General features: G+C 72.5%; 19 protein-coding genes. 10 read left to right on the top strand and 9 right to left on the bottom strand.

Translation table 11 applies throughout. From position 1 onward, the window contains the following. The first annotated feature begins 49 nt into the window (after positions 1-49). Positions 50-1,144, top strand: coding sequence for a citrate synthase/methylcitrate synthase (locus tag AC2D8W_RS17485; protein WP_484672598.1), 1,095 nt, complete (start codon positions 50-52; stop codon positions 1,142-1,144). A 7-nt stretch (positions 1,145-1,151) separates the two neighbouring features. Here the strand turns inward: AC2D8W_RS17485 and AC2D8W_RS17490 are convergent, their stop codons facing one another. After that, positions 1,152-2,144 (bottom strand): zinc-dependent alcohol dehydrogenase family protein, encoded by a 993-nt coding sequence (locus AC2D8W_RS17490; protein ID WP_484672599.1) that lies wholly within the window; start codon positions 2,142-2,144, stop codon positions 1,152-1,154. Between the two features lie 144 nt (positions 2,145-2,288). Here AC2D8W_RS17490 and fzlA point away from each other — a divergent pair, with 144 nt between their 5' ends. Continuing rightward, a complete protein-coding gene (fzlA, locus tag AC2D8W_RS17495) occupies positions 2,289-2,981 on the top strand; it encodes an FtsZ-binding protein FzlA (protein WP_293479589.1) in 693 nt (230 codons plus the stop codon). Beyond that, positions 2,962-4,101, top strand: a complete 1,140-nt coding sequence (gene queG / locus AC2D8W_RS17500; RefSeq protein ID WP_484672600.1) for a tRNA epoxyqueuosine(34) reductase QueG — start codon at positions 2,962-2,964, stop codon at positions 4,099-4,101. The genes fzlA and queG overlap by 20 nt, the downstream gene beginning before the upstream one ends. Positions 4,102-4,252: 151 nt before the next feature. Here the strand turns inward: queG and rfbC are convergent, their stop codons facing one another. Then, positions 4,253-4,807: a dTDP-4-dehydrorhamnose 3,5-epimerase gene (gene rfbC, locus AC2D8W_RS17505; protein ID WP_484672601.1), complete on the bottom strand. Its 555-nt coding sequence runs from the start codon at positions 4,805-4,807 to the stop codon at positions 4,253-4,255. A 32-nt stretch (positions 4,808-4,839) separates the two neighbouring features. Here rfbC and AC2D8W_RS17510 point away from each other — a divergent pair, with 32 nt between their 5' ends. Continuing rightward, complete coding sequence (locus AC2D8W_RS17510; RefSeq protein WP_484672602.1) at positions 4,840-5,892, top strand: glycosyltransferase family 2 protein; 1,053 nt, start codon at positions 4,840-4,842, stop codon at positions 5,890-5,892. Here the strand turns inward: AC2D8W_RS17510 and argE are convergent. Genes argE through AC2D8W_RS17525 form a run of 3 tightly spaced genes read right to left on the bottom strand, consistent with a single transcriptional unit; the run spans position 5,849 to position 8,798 of the window. Next, positions 5,849-7,018: an acetylornithine deacetylase gene (gene argE, locus AC2D8W_RS17515; RefSeq protein ID WP_484672603.1), complete on the bottom strand. Its 1,170-nt coding sequence runs from the start codon at positions 7,016-7,018 to the stop codon at positions 5,849-5,851. The genes AC2D8W_RS17510 and argE overlap by 44 nt on opposite strands. Before the next feature lie 50 nt (positions 7,019-7,068). Further along, complete coding sequence (locus AC2D8W_RS17520; protein WP_484672604.1) at positions 7,069-7,578, bottom strand: FKBP-type peptidyl-prolyl cis-trans isomerase; 510 nt, start codon at positions 7,576-7,578, stop codon at positions 7,069-7,071. Positions 7,579-7,589: 11 nt separating this feature from the next. Then, positions 7,590-8,798 carry a threonine ammonia-lyase gene (locus tag AC2D8W_RS17525; RefSeq protein ID WP_293479578.1) on the bottom strand — a complete coding sequence of 403 codons (1,209 nt, stop codon included), beginning with the start codon at positions 8,796-8,798 and terminating at the stop codon, positions 7,590-7,592. A 141-nt stretch (positions 8,799-8,939) separates the two neighbouring features. Here AC2D8W_RS17525 and AC2D8W_RS17530 point away from each other — a divergent pair, with 141 nt between their 5' ends. From AC2D8W_RS17530 to AC2D8W_RS17545, 4 genes are read left to right on the top strand one after another with little or no spacing between them, the layout of a single operon-like run. Then, a complete protein-coding gene (locus tag AC2D8W_RS17530) occupies positions 8,940-9,473 on the top strand; it encodes a D-glycero-alpha-D-manno-heptose-1,7-bisphosphate 7-phosphatase (RefSeq protein WP_484672605.1) in 534 nt (177 codons plus the stop codon). Next, entirely contained in the window at positions 9,470-10,474 is a 1,005-nt protein-coding gene (locus AC2D8W_RS17535) for a glycosyltransferase (RefSeq protein ID WP_484672606.1), read from the top strand. The genes AC2D8W_RS17530 and AC2D8W_RS17535 overlap by 4 nt, the downstream gene beginning before the upstream one ends. Next, positions 10,471-11,016, top strand: a complete 546-nt coding sequence (locus AC2D8W_RS17540; RefSeq protein WP_484672607.1) for a class I SAM-dependent methyltransferase — start codon at positions 10,471-10,473, stop codon at positions 11,014-11,016. Before AC2D8W_RS17535 ends, AC2D8W_RS17540 begins: the two co-directional genes overlap by 4 nt. After that, complete coding sequence (locus tag AC2D8W_RS17545; protein ID WP_484672608.1) at positions 10,997-11,632, top strand: CmcI family methyltransferase; 636 nt, start codon at positions 10,997-10,999, stop codon at positions 11,630-11,632. The genes AC2D8W_RS17540 and AC2D8W_RS17545 overlap by 20 nt, the downstream gene beginning before the upstream one ends. 182 nt (positions 11,633-11,814) lie before the next feature. Here the strand turns inward: AC2D8W_RS17545 and AC2D8W_RS17550 are convergent, their stop codons facing one another. The 4 genes from AC2D8W_RS17550 to AC2D8W_RS17565 form a co-directional block, all read right to left on the bottom strand. Then, on the bottom strand, positions 11,815-13,437 hold the full coding sequence (locus tag AC2D8W_RS17550) for a cisplatin damage response ATP-dependent DNA ligase (protein WP_484672609.1): 1,623 nt from the start codon (positions 13,435-13,437) through the stop codon (positions 11,815-11,817). Between the two features lie 35 nt (positions 13,438-13,472). Then, positions 13,473-13,658, bottom strand: a complete 186-nt coding sequence (locus AC2D8W_RS17555; protein ID WP_293479567.1) for a hypothetical protein — start codon at positions 13,656-13,658, stop codon at positions 13,473-13,475. Positions 13,659-13,710: 52 nt separating this feature from the next. Next, the gene (locus tag AC2D8W_RS17560; RefSeq protein WP_484672610.1) at positions 13,711-13,941 is read right to left on the bottom strand and encodes a hypothetical protein; all 231 of its coding nucleotides are present in this window, start codon (positions 13,939-13,941) and stop codon (positions 13,711-13,713) included. 101 nt (positions 13,942-14,042) lie between these two features. Continuing rightward, complete coding sequence (locus tag AC2D8W_RS17565) at positions 14,043-15,053, bottom strand: ligase-associated DNA damage response exonuclease (protein ID WP_484672611.1); 1,011 nt, start codon at positions 15,051-15,053, stop codon at positions 14,043-14,045. A 119-nt stretch (positions 15,054-15,172) separates the two neighbouring features. On the opposite strand from AC2D8W_RS17565, the gene AC2D8W_RS17570 reads away from it, so the two are divergent. After that, on the top strand, positions 15,173-15,571 hold the full coding sequence (locus AC2D8W_RS17570; RefSeq protein ID WP_484672612.1) for a PaaI family thioesterase: 399 nt from the start codon (positions 15,173-15,175) through the stop codon (positions 15,569-15,571). A 2-nt stretch (positions 15,572-15,573) separates the two neighbouring features. Beyond that, positions 15,574-16,008, top strand: coding sequence for a PaaI family thioesterase (locus tag AC2D8W_RS17575; RefSeq protein WP_484672613.1), 435 nt, complete (start codon positions 15,574-15,576; stop codon positions 16,006-16,008). Positions 16,009-16,059 lie beyond the last annotated feature (51 nt).

Genomic DNA, 16,059 nt, shown 5'->3' on the forward strand with positions numbered 1-16,059 from the left:
CTTAGCTTCGCAGCTGTTCCGTCGCCTTACAAGAGAGATGGAGACAGCCATGACCGAACCGCTGACCGACGGCTCCGACGGACTGGAGCGCGTGATCGCCGCCCACACGGTGCTGAGCGAGGTCGACGGCGCCGCGGGGCGCCTGATCATCCGCGGCTACTCGCTCGACGAACTGGCCGGCCGCACGCGCTACGAAGACCTCGTCGCCCTGCTGCTGGGCGGCTTCTACGACGACCTGCCGTCGGATCTCCCGGCCGCGCTGGGCCGGGCCCGCGCCCAGGTCTTCGCGGAGGTCGCCGCGCTGGACACCGGGCTGCTCGACCGCGCGCCCATCGAGGCGATGCGCGCGCTGACGGCGCGGCTGGCCGACGGCGACGACGCCGGGACCGCCCTTCGCCTGGTCGCCGCCCCGGCCGTGTTCACCGCCGCGGTGGTCCGCGCGCAAGCCGGCGAAGCCCCGGTGGCGCCCGACCCCGCGCTGCGGCACGCCGCCGACGTCCTGCGCATGCTGCGCGGCGCGCCCGCCGGCGACGCCGAGGCGGACGCGCTGGACACCTACCTCGTCACGGTCAGTGACCACGGCCTGAACGCCTCGACGTTCGCGGCGCGTGTCGTGGCCTCGACCCGCGCGGGGCTGACGTCGGCGGTGCTGGCCGGGATCAGCGCGCTGAAGGGCCCGCTGCACGGCGGCGCGCCGGGGCCGATCATCGACATGCTGGACGAGATCGGCGAGCCCGCGAACGCCCGCGCCTGGATCGAGCAGGCGCTGGACCGGGGCGACCGGCTGATGGGCTTCGGCCACCGGGTCTACAAGGTCCGCGACCCCCGCGCCGACGCGCTGAAGCAGGCCGTGCGCTGGCTGGACGCGCGCCAGGGGCGGCTGGAGTTCGCCGAGGCCGTGGAGGCGGCGGCCCTGGCGATCCTGCGCGAGCGCAAGCCGAGCCGCAGCCTGCAGACCAACGTCGAGTTCTACACGGCGCTGCTGCTGGAGGCGCTCGCGTTTCCGCCCAGCGCGTTCACCTGCGTCTTCGCCATGGGCCGCGTGGCCGGCTGGCTGGCCCACGCCCGCGAGCAGCTGGCCGGCGGCCGCCTGATCCGGCCCGCCAGCGTCTATGTGGGCTCGATGCCGCGCAAGGCGGCCTGAGGCCGGGCTAGGGCGTCAGGACGGCGGCGCCCACCACGCGGCCGGCGCGCAGGTCGTCGAGGGCGGCGTTGGCCTCGGCCAGCGGATAGGCGGTCACGTGCGCCCGCACGCTGGCCGCCACCGCCCGCGGCAGGTAGTCGATGGCGTCCTGGCGGGTGAGATTGGCCACCGACACCAGGCGCCGCTCGCCCCACAGGAGGTCGTAGGCGAACCGCGGGATGTCGCTCATGTGGATGCCGCCGCATACCACAGACCCGCCCTTGCGCACCGCCGCGAGCGCCAGCGGGACCAGGTCTCCCACCGGGGCGAACAGGATGGCGGCGTCCAGCTCGTCGGGCGGGCGCGCCTCGGAGGGCCCGGCCCAGACGCAGCCGAGTTCGCGCGCCAGACGCTGGGCCGGCTCGTCGCCGTGGCGGGTGAAGGCGTAGACGGCCTGGCCCTCGTGGATGGCCAGCTGGGCCAGCAGATGCGCAGCCGCGCCGAAGCCGTACAGCCCGAGCCGCTGCACGCCGCCGCCCTCGCAGGCCATGCGCCAGGCGCGGAACCCGATCAGGCCGGCGCAGAGCAGCGGCGCGGCGTCGACGTCCGACAGGCCCTCGGGCAGCGGGAAGGTGAAGTCGGCGCGCACCACGACGGCCTCGGCGTAGCCTCCGTTGCGGGTCCAGCCGGTGAACTCGGGCGCGTCGCAGAGGTTCTCGCGGCCTTCGCGGCAGTAGCGGCAGGTTCCGCAGGCGCCGCCCAGCCAGGGCGCGCCACGTCGCTCCCCGACGGCGACGCCCGTCACCCCCGGCCCGATCGCGTCGACGACGCCGACGATCTCGTGCCCGGGGATGACGCCGGCGCGGCGCGGCTCGAGCTCGCCGTCCGCGATGTGGAGGTCGGTGCGGCACACGCCGCAGGCGCGGATGCGCAGCCGCAGTTCCCCCGGTCCCGGCTCCGGGTCCGGCAGCGCCTCGGCCACGAGGGGATGGCGGGGCGTCTTGAGCACCATGCCCAGCATGGCCGCAGTCTACACCGACCCGCCGGGAGGGGCCTGATCTGGCTCAAGCCGCCGCCCGCGACACAGTAAACGCGCCCTTAATCCCCGCGGCGTCTGTTGGTCGCCTTCTGATTCGCCTATGGAAGCGCGCCGCCAGAAGCCGCCATGACCATCGACCGCACCCTCTATCACTTCCCGCTCGACCCGGCCTCGCGCCAGGTGCGGCTCGCCCTGGGCGAGAAGCGGCTGGCGTTCGCCGACGCGCCGACCCGCTACTGGGAGCGGCCGAAGGAGCTCACGCGGCTGAACCCGTCGGGCATGGTGCCGGTGCTGGTGGAGGCGCCGCAGGGCGGGGGCCAGCCCCTCGTGCTCTGCGAGACCCGCGCCATCCTCGACCATCTCGAGGAGACCTATCCCGACCCCGCGCTGCTCGGCGCGGACCCTGCCGAGCGGGCCGAGGCGCGCCGGCTGCTCACCTGGTTCGACCGCAAGTTCGAGTTCGAGGCCTCGGCCTACATCCTGCACGAGAAGATCGAGAAGCGGCTGCTCAGCCTGGGCCCGCCCGACCTGTCGAACCTGCGCCAGGGGCGCGACGGGCTGAAGTCGCACCTCTTCATGCTGGACGACCTGCTGCAGGCGCGCGAGTGGCTCGCCGGAAAGCGCCTGTCGCTGGCGGACTTCGCCGCGGCGGCCCACATATCGGTCATCGACTACTTCGGCGACATGCCCTGGCGCGATTTCCCGGCGGTGAAGACCTGGTACATGAAGCTCAAGTCGCGGCCGGCGTTCCGGCCGCTCCTGTCGGACCGCTGGCCGGGGCTGCACCCGGCCGGGCACTATGACGACCTCGATTTCTGAGCGCGCCAGCCCGGACCCGCGCGACCTGATCCGCGCCGAGGCGCTGGGCCTCGGCTTCGACCTCTGCCGCTTCACCGACATCGACGAGGCCTGGCCGGCCGGCGAGCGGCTGATGGACTTCGTGGCCGCCGGGCGCCACGGCGAAATGGCCTGGATGGCCGAGACCGCCGCGCGGCGCCGGCACCCCCGCGCGATGTGGTCCGGCGCGCGCTCGGCGATCGTGCTGGGCGTGAACTACGGCCCCGACCGCGATCCGCTGGAGGTCCTGGCCCGGCCCGACCGCGGCGCGATCAGCGTCTACGCCCAGGGCGACGACTATCACGAGGTCATCAAGGGGCGGCTCAAGCGGCTGGGCGGTTGGCTGAAGCACAGGTTCGGCGGCGAGCTGAAGGTGTTCGTCGACACCGCGCCCCTGCTCGAGAAGCCCCTGGCCGAGCGCGCCGGCGCCGGCTGGCAGGGCAAGCACACCAACCTGGTGAGCCGCGAGTTCGGCTCGTGGCTGTTCCTGGGCTCGATCCTGACCACGCTGGAGCTGTCGCCCGACCCGCCCGAGCCGACGACCTGCGGGACCTGCCGGGCGTGCCTGGACGTCTGCCCCACCAACGCCTTCCCGGCGCCGTTCCAGCTCGATGCGCGGCGCTGCATCAGCTACCTGACCATCGAACTCAAGGGCCCGATCCCGCGGGCGTTCCGCGAGGCCCTGGGCAACCGCATCTACGGCTGCGACGACTGCCTGGCGGTCTGTCCGTGGAACAAGTTCGCGACGACCGCCCGCGAACAGAAGCTGGCGGCGCGGGCGGCGCTGCGGTCGCCGACCCTGGCCGAGCTGGCCCGGCTGGACGATGCGGCGTTCCGCGAGCTGTTCCGCAAGAGCCCTGTCAAGCGCATCGGCCGCGACCGCTTCGTCCGCAACGTCCTCTACGCCCTCGGCAACTCGGGGGAGCCGAGGCTGGCGGCGGAGGCCGAGCGGCTGCTGGACGACCCGGTCCCGCTGGTGCGGGGCGCTGCGGTCTGGGCGCTGTCGCGGCTGCTGCCGGCCGAGAGGTTCGCGTCGCTGCGGGCCGCGCGTCTGGCCCAGGAGCCCGACGCCGGGGTGCAGGAGGAGTGGACGCCGCTGTGATGCCGGGTTCCGCGCCCGCGTACCACGGGGATCTCTAGATCAGCGAGGCGCGGCGGCGACGCCGCGGGCCGCCTCCGCCATCGGGCGCGTATGGGTCCCGGTCCTCGCCTTGCGGCGAAACCGGGATGACAGCCCGGTAGAGAGCAGCCCTTCAGAAAGCGACGGGGCCCAGGTCCTTCAGGCGGGGCAGGACCTGGTCCTTGCCGGAGAGGATCGGCTCGCCCGCCACCGGCCAGGGGATCGCGAGGTCCGGGTCGTTCCAGATGATCCCGCCCTCGCTCTGCGGGGCGTAGGGCCCGTCGACCTTGTAGAAGATCTCACAGTCGTCGGTGATCGTGCAGTAGCCGTGGGCGAAGCCGCGGGGCACCCACAGCTGCTCGCCGCCCTCGGCGGTGAGCTCGGCCGAGACCCACTGCCCGTAGGTGGGCGAGCCGGCGCGGATGTCGACGGCCACGTCGAAGATCGCGCCCCGCAGCGCCCGGATCAGCTTGCCCTGCGCGTTCGGGGCCAGCTGGAAATGCAGGCCGCGCAGGGTGCCCTTCGCGGCGCTGAAGGCCTGGTTGTCCTGCACGAACGTCGTGTCGGCCGTCGTGCCGGAGAGCGCTTTATGACTCCACGTCTCGGCGAACCAGCCGCGCGCATCGCCATGACGCTTGGGCGTGATAAGCAGGACGTCGGGGATGGCGAGCGGCGTGATCGTCGTCATTTCGATTCCAGCAGGACAGGTGAAGCGCTCGCATGGCGCACGGACCGAGCGATGACAAGGCCCCCGCCGCCACGGTGTGCGTCATCGCCTACAACTCGGGACCGACGCTGCGCGCCTGTCTGCAGCACCTGGGCGCCCAGACCTTCCGCGACTTCGAGACGCTGATCATCGACAACGCCTCCCCCGACCCGGGCGACGCGGAGATCGCGGAGGCGTTCGTCCGGTCGCACGCCGGTGCGCGGCTTATCCGCAACCCGGAAAACCTCGGCTTCACCGGCGCGGGCAACCAGGGCGCGCGGGAGGGGCGGGGGCGATGGTACGTGCTCCTGAACCCCGACGCCTACGCCGAGCCCGACTGGCTGGCCGGGCTGATGGCGGCGGCCGGGCGGCGCCCGGACGTCCGGGCCTTCACCTCGCGCCAGGTGGTGGCCGAGGATCCCGGGCTGCTGGACGGCCTGGGCGACGTGATGAGCATCACCGGCATCCCCTATCGCGGCGGCTACCTCAACCCCGACCGCGGCCAGGCGCGCGAGGGCGAGGTGTTCAGTCCCTGCGGTGCGGCGATGATGATCGACCGCGAGCTCTTCCTGCGCCTCGGCGGCTTCGACGAGGCCTTCTTCTGCTACGGCGAGGACGTCGACCTGGGCTACCGTCTGCAGCTCGCGGGGGAGCCGACGATGCTGGTCCCGGCGGCGACCATCCGCCATGTCGGCTCGGCGTCCACCGGCGGGCGCAAGTCGGAGTTCGCCGTCTTCCACGGCACGCGCAACCGGTTCTGGGTGCTGTTCAAGAACACGCCGGCGCCGCTCCTGCCGCTGGTCGTGCCGCTGCACCTGATGGCGCTGGTCCTGATCTACCTGCGGCGCGAGAACCGGCCGCACATCCGGCTGATCCTGCGGGCGGTGCGGGCGGCCTTCGCGGGCGCCCCCGCCATGTTCCGCGCGCGGCGGCGCGTCCAGGCCCAGCGCCGCGCCACCGTGGGCGAGATCGCCCGCGCCATGACCTGGAACCCGCGCGACCTCTCCGGACGCCGGCCCGTGATCAGGCCTCTTCGGCCGCGGCCCACTCGATCAGGCGGCGCATGAACTGGGCGCCGCGCTGCATCTGGCTCACCTCGACGTACTCGTTCGGCTGGTGGGCCTGGTCGATGGAGCCCGGGCCGCAGATCACGGTGGAGAAGCCGGCCTGCTGGAACTGGCCCGCCTCGGCGGCGTAGGCCACCACGCGCGGTGGGCCGTTGTCGCCCGCAAGCCGCCGGGCGAAGGCCTCGGCCGGACCGTCGCGTTCGGGGATGAACGGCGGCACGTCGGTACGCATCTCCACGACGACGCCGCACTCGGGGAAGCGCGCCTTCAGCGCCTTGTCCATGGCCTCGGCCTCGGCCAGGAACGGCGCCACGATCTCCTTCGGCGTCCGGGGTCCCGGCGAGCGGACGTCGAACACGAAGCGGCACTCGCGCGCGATGATGTTGTGCGCCGTCCCGCCGTTGACCATCCCGATGGTGAGGGAGGGCCCCTTCGGCGTGAAGGGCGAGCCGGGGTCGGCCTCGTCCTGCAGCCGTCCGGCCAGCCCGTTCAACGCGGCCATCAGCTTCACCGCCTCCATCACGGCCGAGACGCCCAGATGAGGCTGGCTGGAGTGGCATTCGCGCCCCGTGACGGTCACGTGGAAGGTGGCGATCCCCTTGTGGCCGTTCACGGCCACCATGTCGGTGGGTTCGCCCACGACGACGAGGGCGGGCTTCGGCAGTTCGCGGCGGATCACCTCGATCATGGCCGGCGCGCCCAGGCAGCCGATCTCCTCATCGTACGAGAAGGCCAGGTGCACCGGCCGTCGTGCGGTGCGGGCGAGTTCCGGGGCGGCGGCGAGGGCGAGCGCCAGGAACCCCTTCATGTCGCAGGTCCCGCGCCCGTAGAGCCGGCCGTCGGCCTCGACGACCGCGAAGGGGTCGGTCGTCCACGGCTGCCCGTCCACCGGGACCACGTCGGTGTGGCCCGATAGCACGACGCCGCCCTCGACCGCCGGGCCGATGGTCGCCAGCAGGTTCGACTTCGTGCCGTCGGCGTTGGGGACGCGGCGGTGGGCGATCTTCAGGTCGTCGAGGTAGCCCTCGACCCACGCGATCAGCGGCAGGTTCGACCCGCGCGACGTGGTGTCGAAGCTCACCAGCCTGGCCAGCAGCTCGCGCGCGTCGGGATAGAGGTCGGTCATCGTCCAGGCTTAGACCCGGGCGGCCTCCCGGTGAACCCCTCGGCGGCGCCTCAGCCCTGCTGGATGCGGCCCGGACCGGCGAGGACGTCGATCAGCTCGATGCGGAAGATGAGCGGGGCGCCGGGCGGGATGGGCCCCTGGCCTTCCTCGCCGTAGCCCAGGTTGGACGGGACGTAGAGGATCCACTCGTCGCCGGGCCGCATCATCGGCAAGGCCTCCTGCCACGCCGGGATCAGGCCCCTGAGCGGCATGGCGGCCGGCTGGCCGCGCTCGTAGGACGAGTCGAACACCGTGCCGTTCTCGAGCTTGCCTTCGTAGTGGACCTTCACCTCGTCCTGCGCCTGCGGCTTGAGGCCGGTGGCGGGGCCGGATCGGACGACCTTGTAGGCCAGGCCCGAGGGCAGGACCTTCACGCCCGGCTCCTTGGCGACCTTGGCCATGTAGGCGGTGCTCTGGGCCGAGGGCTTCTGCTGGGCCAGGTCGTCGCCCGTCGCGGCCGGCTTGTCCTGGCAGGCGGCGAGCGCGACGACGGCGAGCGCGAGAACGGCGAGGCGTTTCATCTGAACAGTCCTTACACGACCCGGGGCGGGTAGCCGCGCTCGCGCAGGGCGTCCATGACTTCCTGGGTGTGCTGGGCGTCGCGGGTCTCGATCATCACGTCGAACTCGGCGCCCTTGGCCGGCACGTCGAGCGCGAGGCGGTTGTGCGCCACCTCGATGATGTTCGCGCCCATCTGCCCGATGGTGGCCGAGACGTTGGCCAGCAGGCCCGGCCGGTCGTCGCCGATGATCCGCAGGGAGACGATCCGGCTCTCGCGGACCAGTTCTCGGGTGAGGACCGAGGCCAGCAGGCGCGTGTCGATATTGCCGCCGGTGATGACCAGGCCGCACTTCTTGCCGCGGAACCGCTCGGGATAGGCCAGCAGCCCGGCCAGCGAGGCCGCGCCGGCGCCTTCGGCCACCGTCTTCTCGACGTTGCAGTAGAGAGCGATGCCGCGTTCGAAGAAGGGCTCCTCCACCAGCAGGACCTCGTCGATCAGCGGGCGCGCGATCGAATAGGTGAGGCCGCCCACCTCCTTCACCGCGATGCCCTCCGCGATGGTCGAGGCGCCGTTGTTGGCGGCGGTGCGCACGCCGCGCATCTTGGCCGTGAACGACGGGAACATCGCCGGCTCGAGCCCGACGATGCGGATGTCCTTGTTCAGGTGCTTGGCCGCCGTCGCCATGCCGGCGATCAGGCCGCCGCCGCCGATCGGGATCGGCAGGACCTCGAGGTCGGGGACGTCCTCGAGCATCTCGAGCGCCACGGTCCCCTGCCCGGCCATGACGTCCATGTCGTCGAAGGGATGGACGAAGGTCAGCTCGCGCTCGTCGCAGACCTTCCGGGCGTGCGCCGCCGCCTCGTCGTAGCTCTCGCCGTCGATGACCACCTCGGCGCCGTGGGCCCGGGTCTGCTGCACCTTCATGAAGGGCGTGCCCTTGGGCATCACGATGGTGACCGGGATGCCCAGGCGGGCGGCGTGGTAGGCCAGCCCCTGGCTGTGGTTGCCGGCCGACGCGGCGATCACGCCGCGCGCGCGGACGTTCTCGCCGAGCAGCAGCAGCTTGTTGAGCGCCCCGCGCTCCTTGTAGGCGGCGGTGAACTGCAGGTTCTCGAACTTCACCCACACCTCGGCCCCGGTGATCTCGGACAGGGTGCGTGACCGGCGGCACGGGGTGCGCTCGATATGGCCCCGCAACCGCTCCTGGGCGGCGAGGATGTCGTCGAAGGCGAGGCTCATGTCTGCGGCGGCCGGGTCTGCAAAAGGCGGCGCAACCTAGCGGCGCCGCGCCCATGCCGCAACGCAGCGTCGGTCGGCCCGGCGCGGCGGTGAGTCGCGAGGGTTTGGAGGCCGCCGCTGAATCGGGCATTGGGAAGCGGGATGCCCCACCAGAAACCCGCCCTGTTCCTGGACCGCGACGGCGTGCTGAACGAGGACCGCGGCTACGTCCACAGCTGGGCGGACTTCCGCTGGATCCCGGGGGCGCGCGAGACGGTGGCGGCGTTCAACCGCGCCGGCTGGATCGTGCTGGTGGTCACCAACCAGTCGGGGATCGGGCGCGGCTACTACACCGAGGACGCCATGCACGCCCTGCACGCGCGGATGCAGGCCGACCTGGCCGAGGCGGGCGGACGGATCGACGCCTTCTACTACGCGCCGCATCACCCCGAGGCTCCGCTCGAGGCCTACCGCCACCCCGACCCGCCGCTCCGCAAGCCGAACCCCGGCATGATCCTGCAGGCGCTCCAGGACTGGCCGATCGACCGCGAGGCCTCGATCCTGGTGGGCGACAAGCCGTCCGACCTGGAGGCGGCCCTGCGGGCGGGCGTGCGCGCCGTCCTCTTCGGCGGGGGCGACCTGGCGGCGTTCCTGCAGTCGGAAGCCCTCTGGCCGGACGGCGCCGGCGGACCGTGACGCGGGTCGCCTGGATCACCTTCGCCGCGCCGGTCCGCGACCCGGCGGGCGGCCTCACCTCCGACGTGGCCAGTCTCCGCTACCGCGTGCTGGCGCCCGCACGGGGGCTGGCGGAAGCGGACTGGAGCCACGCAATCGTCGCCAACACGGGGGTCGACGCCGCCGCGCGCGACGCCGCGGCGGACTCCGACGTGCTGGTCTTGTCCAAGAGCGTCGCCGTCGGCAACGAGGCGATCGCGGAGCGGGCCCGCACCGCCGGCCGCCGCGTGATTTTCGACATCTGCGACGACCACTTCGGCCACCCGCGCCTGGGCGCCCACTACCGGCGGATGGCCGCCCTCGCGGATCAGGTCGTCTGCAACACGCCCGCCATGGCCGAGGCGGCCGCGCCGTTCGCCGCGCGGCCGCCGGTGGTGATCCCCGATCCCTACGAAGGCCCCGGGGGCGCGGCACGGTTCGCGCCCGGCGCGCGCCTGAAGCTGCTCTGGTTCGGGCATCCGTCGAACCTCGACAGCCTGCAGGCCGAGCTTCCGGGGCTCATCGCCTGCGCCCGCGCCAGGCCGCTCTCGCTCAGCGTGCTCACGGCGCTGACGCCGCGGATCGTCGAGGTCTGCGCGCAGGTCTCCGCCGCGTCGGAGGGCGCGCTGGAGATGGCCGCCGCTCCGTGGTCGCTGCCCGCGCAATGGTCCGCGCTCGCCGCCTGCGACGCCGTCGTGATCCCCAGCCGGGACACGCCCGAGAAGCGCGTGAAGTCGGCCAACCGCATGGTCGAGGCGCTCTGGGCCGGCCGGCCCGTGGCCGCCCAGCCCATGCCGGCCTACGCGCCATTCGCGGCCCACACGCCGGTGCGGCCGACGCTCGCCGAAGGCCTTTCGGACCTCCTGGCCGACCCGGCCGCCGTTCCGGCGCGGATCGAGGCCGCCCGGGCGCTGATCGCCGCCGACTTCGCGCCGCGCGCCATCGCGCGACAGTGGGCGTCCGTGCTAGCAGCCCGCGCATGATCCGGCTCAATCTCGGCTGCGGCGACAAGATCCTGGACGGCTACGTCAACGTGGACGTGGTGGAGAGCCGCGCCGGGAAGCGGCCGGACGTCATCTGCGACCTTCACCAGCTGACCCCGTTCCCCGACGACCATGCCGACGAGGTGATGGCGATCCACGTGGTCGAGCACTTCTGGCGCTGGGAGGTGGTCGACGTGCTCAAGGAGTGGGTGCGGGTCCTGAAGCCGGGCGGGAAGATGATCCTGGAGTGCCCGAACCTGATCTCCGCCGCCCAGGCGCTGCTGGCCGATCCGGACCGGGCCTCGGGGCCGGGCGGCGAAGGGCAGCGCAGCATGTGGGTCTTCTACGGCGACCCGCAGTGGAAGGACCCCCTCATGGTCCACCGCTGGGGCTACACGCCGCGCAGCCTCGCCTTCGTGATGCACGAGGCGGGTCTCGTGGAGCTCCGCCAGGAGCCGGCGCAGTTCAAGCTGCGCGAGCCGCGCGACATGCGCATCACCGGGATCAAGCCCAGGCAGGCCGATGCATCCGGCGGCGCTTGAATACCTGAAGTGGTACCACCAGACGAACGTCTGGAAGCAGGTGACCTGGCGCGGCGTGCGGACGCTGAAGCTGCCGTCCGACATGTGGAACTACCAGGAGATCATCACCGGCCACGGCGTGGGCTGGGTGGTCGAGACCGGCTCGCGGCACGGCGGCTCGGCGCTCTACTTCGCCGACCTGCTGCGCAACAGCGGCGCGCCCGGCCGCGTGTTCTCGATCGATTTCCGGCCGGCGCTCGACCCGCGCGCGGCCGCCGACCCCCTGATCGACTTCATCACCGGCGACAGCGCCGACCCGGCGATCGCCGCGCGCATCCTGGACGCCCTGCCCGCGGATCGGGCGCCGCTGTTCCTGATCCTCGACTCCGACCATGCGGCGGCCCACGTGCGGCGGGAGCTCGACCTCTGGGCGCCCCGGCTGCGGTCGGGCGACTACCTCGTGGTCGAGGACACGGTGGTGAACGGCCATCCCGTCCGGCCCGACCACGGACGGGGCCCGATGGAGGCGATCCGCGCGTTCCGCGCCGACAACCCCGGCCTGCTGATCGCCGACCCGGCGCGCGAGGCGAAGTTCGGGGCCACCTTCGCGCGCGAGGGCTACTACCTCCGCGCCTAGGGTTCGAACTGTATTCTGTATCAGCGATTTCAACAGCTTCCGACCGTCCCGGCGAATGCCGGGACCCAGATCCACGTGCGGGGTCGTGATGGGAAGGGCTCCGAACCTACCGAAGCCGCGCCTAAGCCATTCCATCTGGATCCCGGCTTTCGCCGGGATGACCGGGTGTTGAGTGGGCGACTCTAGCGGGCTTCGATCTTCCGCAGCAGGCGCTCCAGGGCGTCGATCTCGTCGGCCTCGCCGGGCGGCTTGTCCCAGCGGATCCGGTTGATGCGGGGAAAGCGCATGGCGACGCCCGACTTGTGGCGCGTGGAGCGCTGCAGGCCCTCGAACGCCACCTCGAACACCAGGCCGTGGTGCGGCTCGGCGCGCACCGAGCGCACGGGACCGAACCGCTCGATCGTGTTGTCGCGCACGAACTTGTCGATCTGCAGCAGCTCCTCGTCGGTGAAGCCGAAGTAGGCCTTGCCGACGGGCGTCAGCATCCGCTGGCCTGCGCCGTCCTGCGTCCAGACGCCGAAGGTGTAGTCGGAATAGAAGCTCGAGCGCTTCCCGTGCCCCCGCTGGGCGTACATCAGGACCGCGTCCACCAGGAACGGGTCGCGCTTCCACTTGAACCAGGGCCCCTTGGGCCGGCCCGCCTCGTAGCGGCTGTCCCAGCGCTTCAGCATCACGCCCTCGGCGATCTGCGGGTCGCCCGCCGGGGGTTCGGCGCGCAGGGCGGTGAGTTCGGCCCACGTCTCGAACGGCTGCAGCGGCGACAGGTCGATCCGCGGACTGGCCTGCCGCGCCACGAAGGCCTCCAGGCGCGCCCGGCGCTCGGCGAAGGGCCGGCTTCGCAGGTCCTCGTCGCCCTCCTGCAACAGGTCGTAGACCCGGATCGCGGCGGGGAACTGCGCCATCATCTTCGCATCCACGGTCTTGCGGTTCAGGCGCTGCTGCAGGTCGGCGAAGGGGGCGACCCGGCCGTCGCGGATCACCAGGAGCTCGCCGTCGATCACGCCCACGTCGTCCAGAGCGTCCAGGACGTCGGGGAAGGTGCGGCTGATGTCGTCGCCGGTGCGGGTGTAGAGCCGGCGCTGGAAGCCCTCGTGGGCGGCCTGCACCCGGATGCCGTCCCACTTCCATTCGGCGGCGTAGTCGGCGGGATCGAGCTTGCCGAAATCCACGGCCTCGTCGAGGGCCTGGGCCAGCATCACGGGCCGGAAGCGCGCCGGATGCTCGGCGGTGGGCTTCTCCGAGCGGCCCTCCAGCCACGCGAACAGGTCCTCGTAGGGCGGCGAGAGGGCGTGCCACAGCTCCTCGATCTCGGCAGGATCGACGTCGCCCATATCGGCGGCGGCGCGCTTGGCGAGGCGCGCGGTCATGCCGACCCGCAGGGCGCCGGTCATCAGCTTGAGGAGCGCCCAGCGCTCGCGCGGCTCGGCCATGGCGTCGAGCCAGCCCTCGATCAGCCGCTGCACCTCGCTGCGCGAGGCGGTGCGCAGGGCCTCGATCACCTCGAAGAGCTCGGGCTCGCGGTTGGCGCCGGGGCGCGCGGGCCAGACCAGGGACACCGCCTCGGCCAGGTCGCCCACGTAGTCGTACGACCACCAGAAGAGCTGGGGGTCCATCCGCGCCTCGACGGCCTTGCGGATGAAGGCCGGCTTGGCGGCGTCGAAGGTCAGGTCGCCGGTGAGCGCCGCCAACGCCCAGCCGCGGTCAGGATCGGGCGTCTCGCGCAGGTAGTCGCGGACGAGCGTCAGCTTGGCGTTGCGCGACGGCGTCAGCGACAGTCGGTCCAGAAGCTCGGCGAAAGCCCGCATGCCTGACAGCTAGGCCCTGGACGCCGGTTCGCCAATCAGGCGCCGGGAATCTGGCCGGGCGTGTCGACCCCGCGATCGCCGTCGCCCTCCAGCAGGCCCGGGTCCACCGCGTCGCCGGGACCGGGCGGCTCGCGTCCGCCATCCACCGCAGGCAGGCCGTCGCCGGACGGGCGCGACAGGGGACCGCCGAGGCTGTCGGGGGGCGTATGGGGTTCGGACATGGCGCGGCTCCTCTTGCGGGGAGCCAACGCCACGCCTTCGCGACCGTTCCGCCTAGCGCTTCGAAGGCTCGGCCGCCGTCGTCGGCGGCGCGGGCGTGCCGGGCGGCGCCGTGGGCGCGGCGGCCGCCGGCCCGGCGGGCTGCGGCGCGGAGGGCTGCGGCGGCAGGGTCGTCGCCGCATAGGGGGCCGGCTCGGGCGCCGGATCCTTCTGCCAGAACGGCTTGCAGGCCACGAGCCCGCCCGCGACGAGGGCGACGGTGGTCAGGGTCAGGGTCTTGCGCATGGATCACCTCCGTGTTGGCGCGAGGTGACGGTAGGGGCGCGCCGATCACGCGTTCGTGATCGACCTTGGGAGAACCCGTGGAGGAGCCGCGCGGCTTCGGCTCAGCTGTCCTCGTCGTCCTCGTAGCCCACCAGGGCCAGGGCGCGGGCGGGGATGTCGTGCAGGGCGGCCCAGCGGGCCAGGGCCTCCTCGCGGCCATGAGTGATCCAGAGCTCGCCGGGGCGCAGCTCGTCGACGGTGGCGGTGAGCTCGTCCCAGTCCGCATGGTCCGAGATCACCAGGGGCAGCTCGACGCCGCGCTGCTTCGCACGCGCCCGGATCTGCATCCAGCCCGACGCGAAGGCCGCCACGGGCTCGGGGAAGCGGCGGCTCCAGCGGTCCTGCATCGCCGACGGCGGGGCGATCACGATGGCGCCGGCGAAGTCGGCCTTCTTCGCGGTGGTCGCCGGGGCCAGCGGACCCAGGTCGACGCCGTGCCGCTCGTAGAGGGCGTTGAGCCGCTCGAGGGCGCCGTGGACGTGGATCACGCGATCCCAGCCCGCCTCGCGCAGCAGCCGGATGATCCGCTGGGCCTTGCCGAGCGCATAGGCGCCCACGATGTGGCTGCGCTCGGGGAACTGGGCGACCGAGCGCAGCAGGCGGGCGATCTCCTGGCGGTCGTCGGGATGGCGGAAGACCGGCAGGCCGAAGGTCGCCTCGCTGATGAAGACGTCGCACGGGACCGGCTCGAACGGCGGGCAGGTCGGGTCGCGCCGGCGCTTGTAGTCGCCGCTCACCACCATGGTCAGGCCCTTCCAGCGCACCACCGCCTGGGCCGAGCCCAGGACGTGGCCGGCCGGGACCAGGGTCACCGCCACGTCGTCGCGGGCGACCGCCTCGCCGTAGGCCGCGGCCTGCCTGGCCTGGGCGAAGTCGAGGCCGTAGCGCTCGGCCATGATGTCGAGGGTCTCGGCGGTGGCGAGCACCGCGCCGTGGCCGGCGCGCGCGTGGTCGGAATGCCCATGGGTGATCACCGCCCGCGCCACGGGGCGGACGGGGTCGATGTAGAAGTCGCCGGGGGCGCAGTAGAGGCCCTCGGGCTTCGGACAGAGCAGGTCCTGCGGACGGATCATCGCCCTTCAATGTAGGGGCGGCCTTTCGGCTCCGCACATTGACTTCCGCGGGCGCGGGACCCTACGCCGGGCCAATGTCGGATTTCTTCCACACAACGCCCCTGCCCGAGAGGATGCTGATGGCTCCGCACGCCGACGCCCTGGGTCTGACGCTGGTCTCCATCGAGCCCGGGCGAGGGGTGATGAGCGCGCCGTGGCGCGAGGACCTGGTCGGCGATCCCGAGACGGGCGTCATCGCCTCCGGGGTGGTGACCGCGCTCATCGACCACGCCTGCGGCCTGGCGATCAACTCGGCCATCGGCCAGCCGGTCCCGATCGCCACCCTGGACCTGCGGATCGACTATCTTCGCCCGGCCGCGCCCAAGGCCGGCGTGACCGCCGAGGCGCATGCGTACCGGCTGACGCGCACGGTCGGCTTCGTCCGCGCCGAGGCCTGGGACGCCGACCGCAGCGATCTGGTCGCCACCGCCCAGGCGGCCTTCATGCTCAACACGCGCGCCCAGCCCCTGAAGGCCTGACGATGGACGACGCAGCGACCCAGAGCCTCGACGCCTTCCTGCAGCGCGTGCCCTATGTGCGCTTCCTCGGCATGCGGGTCGAACTGGCGGGCGACGAGATGACCGCCGTGCTGCCGTTCAGCCAGCACCTGATCGGCAATCCGGTGCTGCCCGCGATCCACGGCGGCGTGATCGGCGCCTTCATGGAGCTGACCGCGCTGGCCCAGCTGGCGCTGGCCGAGCCCGGCGGACGCGTGCCGAAGACCATCGACGTAACCATCGAGTACCTGCGCTCGGCGGGCGCGCGCGACACCTACGCCCGCGCCAGCCTGCGCAAGGTCGGCCGCCGGGTCGCGAACGTGCAGGTGGAAGCCTGGCAGGAGAGCCGGACCAAGCTCGTGGCCGGCCTGACCGGCCACTTCCTGCTGCGGAGCAGCGGCGAGCCGGTCGCGCCGTAGCCATTGGAAGCCGCGCGAACGGGGTCACCGCGACCTGTTCACCCCTTGTCA

This window comes from Phenylobacterium sp. T106, from assembly GCF_057219735.1.

Coding starts and splice junctions, on each gene's coding strand:
- AC2D8W_RS17485 (WP_484672598.1), top strand. CDS start 50: ATGACCGAACCGCTGACCGACGGCTCCGACGGACTGGAGCGCGTGATC.
- AC2D8W_RS17490 (WP_484672599.1), bottom strand. CDS start 2,144: ATGCTGGGCATGGTGCTCAAGACGCCCCGCCATCCCCTCGTGGCCGAG.
- fzlA (WP_293479589.1), top strand. CDS start 2,289: ATGACCATCGACCGCACCCTCTATCACTTCCCGCTCGACCCGGCCTCG.
- queG (WP_484672600.1), top strand. CDS start 2,962: ATGACGACCTCGATTTCTGAGCGCGCCAGCCCGGACCCGCGCGACCTG.
- rfbC (WP_484672601.1), bottom strand. CDS start 4,807: ATGACGACGATCACGCCGCTCGCCATCCCCGACGTCCTGCTTATCACG.
- AC2D8W_RS17510 (WP_484672602.1), top strand. CDS start 4,840: ATGGCGCACGGACCGAGCGATGACAAGGCCCCCGCCGCCACGGTGTGC.
- argE (WP_484672603.1), bottom strand. CDS start 7,018: ATGACCGACCTCTATCCCGACGCGCGCGAGCTGCTGGCCAGGCTGGTG.
- AC2D8W_RS17520 (WP_484672604.1), bottom strand. CDS start 7,578: ATGAAACGCCTCGCCGTTCTCGCGCTCGCCGTCGTCGCGCTCGCCGCC.
- AC2D8W_RS17525 (WP_293479578.1), bottom strand. CDS start 8,798: ATGAGCCTCGCCTTCGACGACATCCTCGCCGCCCAGGAGCGGTTGCGG.
- AC2D8W_RS17530 (WP_484672605.1), top strand. CDS start 8,940: ATGCCCCACCAGAAACCCGCCCTGTTCCTGGACCGCGACGGCGTGCTG.
- AC2D8W_RS17540 (WP_484672607.1), top strand. CDS start 10,471: ATGATCCGGCTCAATCTCGGCTGCGGCGACAAGATCCTGGACGGCTAC.
- AC2D8W_RS17545 (WP_484672608.1), top strand. CDS start 10,997: ATGCATCCGGCGGCGCTTGAATACCTGAAGTGGTACCACCAGACGAAC.
- AC2D8W_RS17550 (WP_484672609.1), bottom strand. CDS start 13,437: ATGCGGGCTTTCGCCGAGCTTCTGGACCGACTGTCGCTGACGCCGTCG.
- AC2D8W_RS17555 (WP_293479567.1), bottom strand. CDS start 13,658: ATGTCCGAACCCCATACGCCCCCCGACAGCCTCGGCGGTCCCCTGTCG.
- AC2D8W_RS17560 (WP_484672610.1), bottom strand. CDS start 13,941: ATGCGCAAGACCCTGACCCTGACCACCGTCGCCCTCGTCGCGGGCGGG.
- AC2D8W_RS17565 (WP_484672611.1), bottom strand. CDS start 15,053: ATGATCCGTCCGCAGGACCTGCTCTGTCCGAAGCCCGAGGGCCTCTAC.
- AC2D8W_RS17570 (WP_484672612.1), top strand. CDS start 15,173: ATGGCTCCGCACGCCGACGCCCTGGGTCTGACGCTGGTCTCCATCGAG.
- AC2D8W_RS17575 (WP_484672613.1), top strand. CDS start 15,574: ATGGACGACGCAGCGACCCAGAGCCTCGACGCCTTCCTGCAGCGCGTG.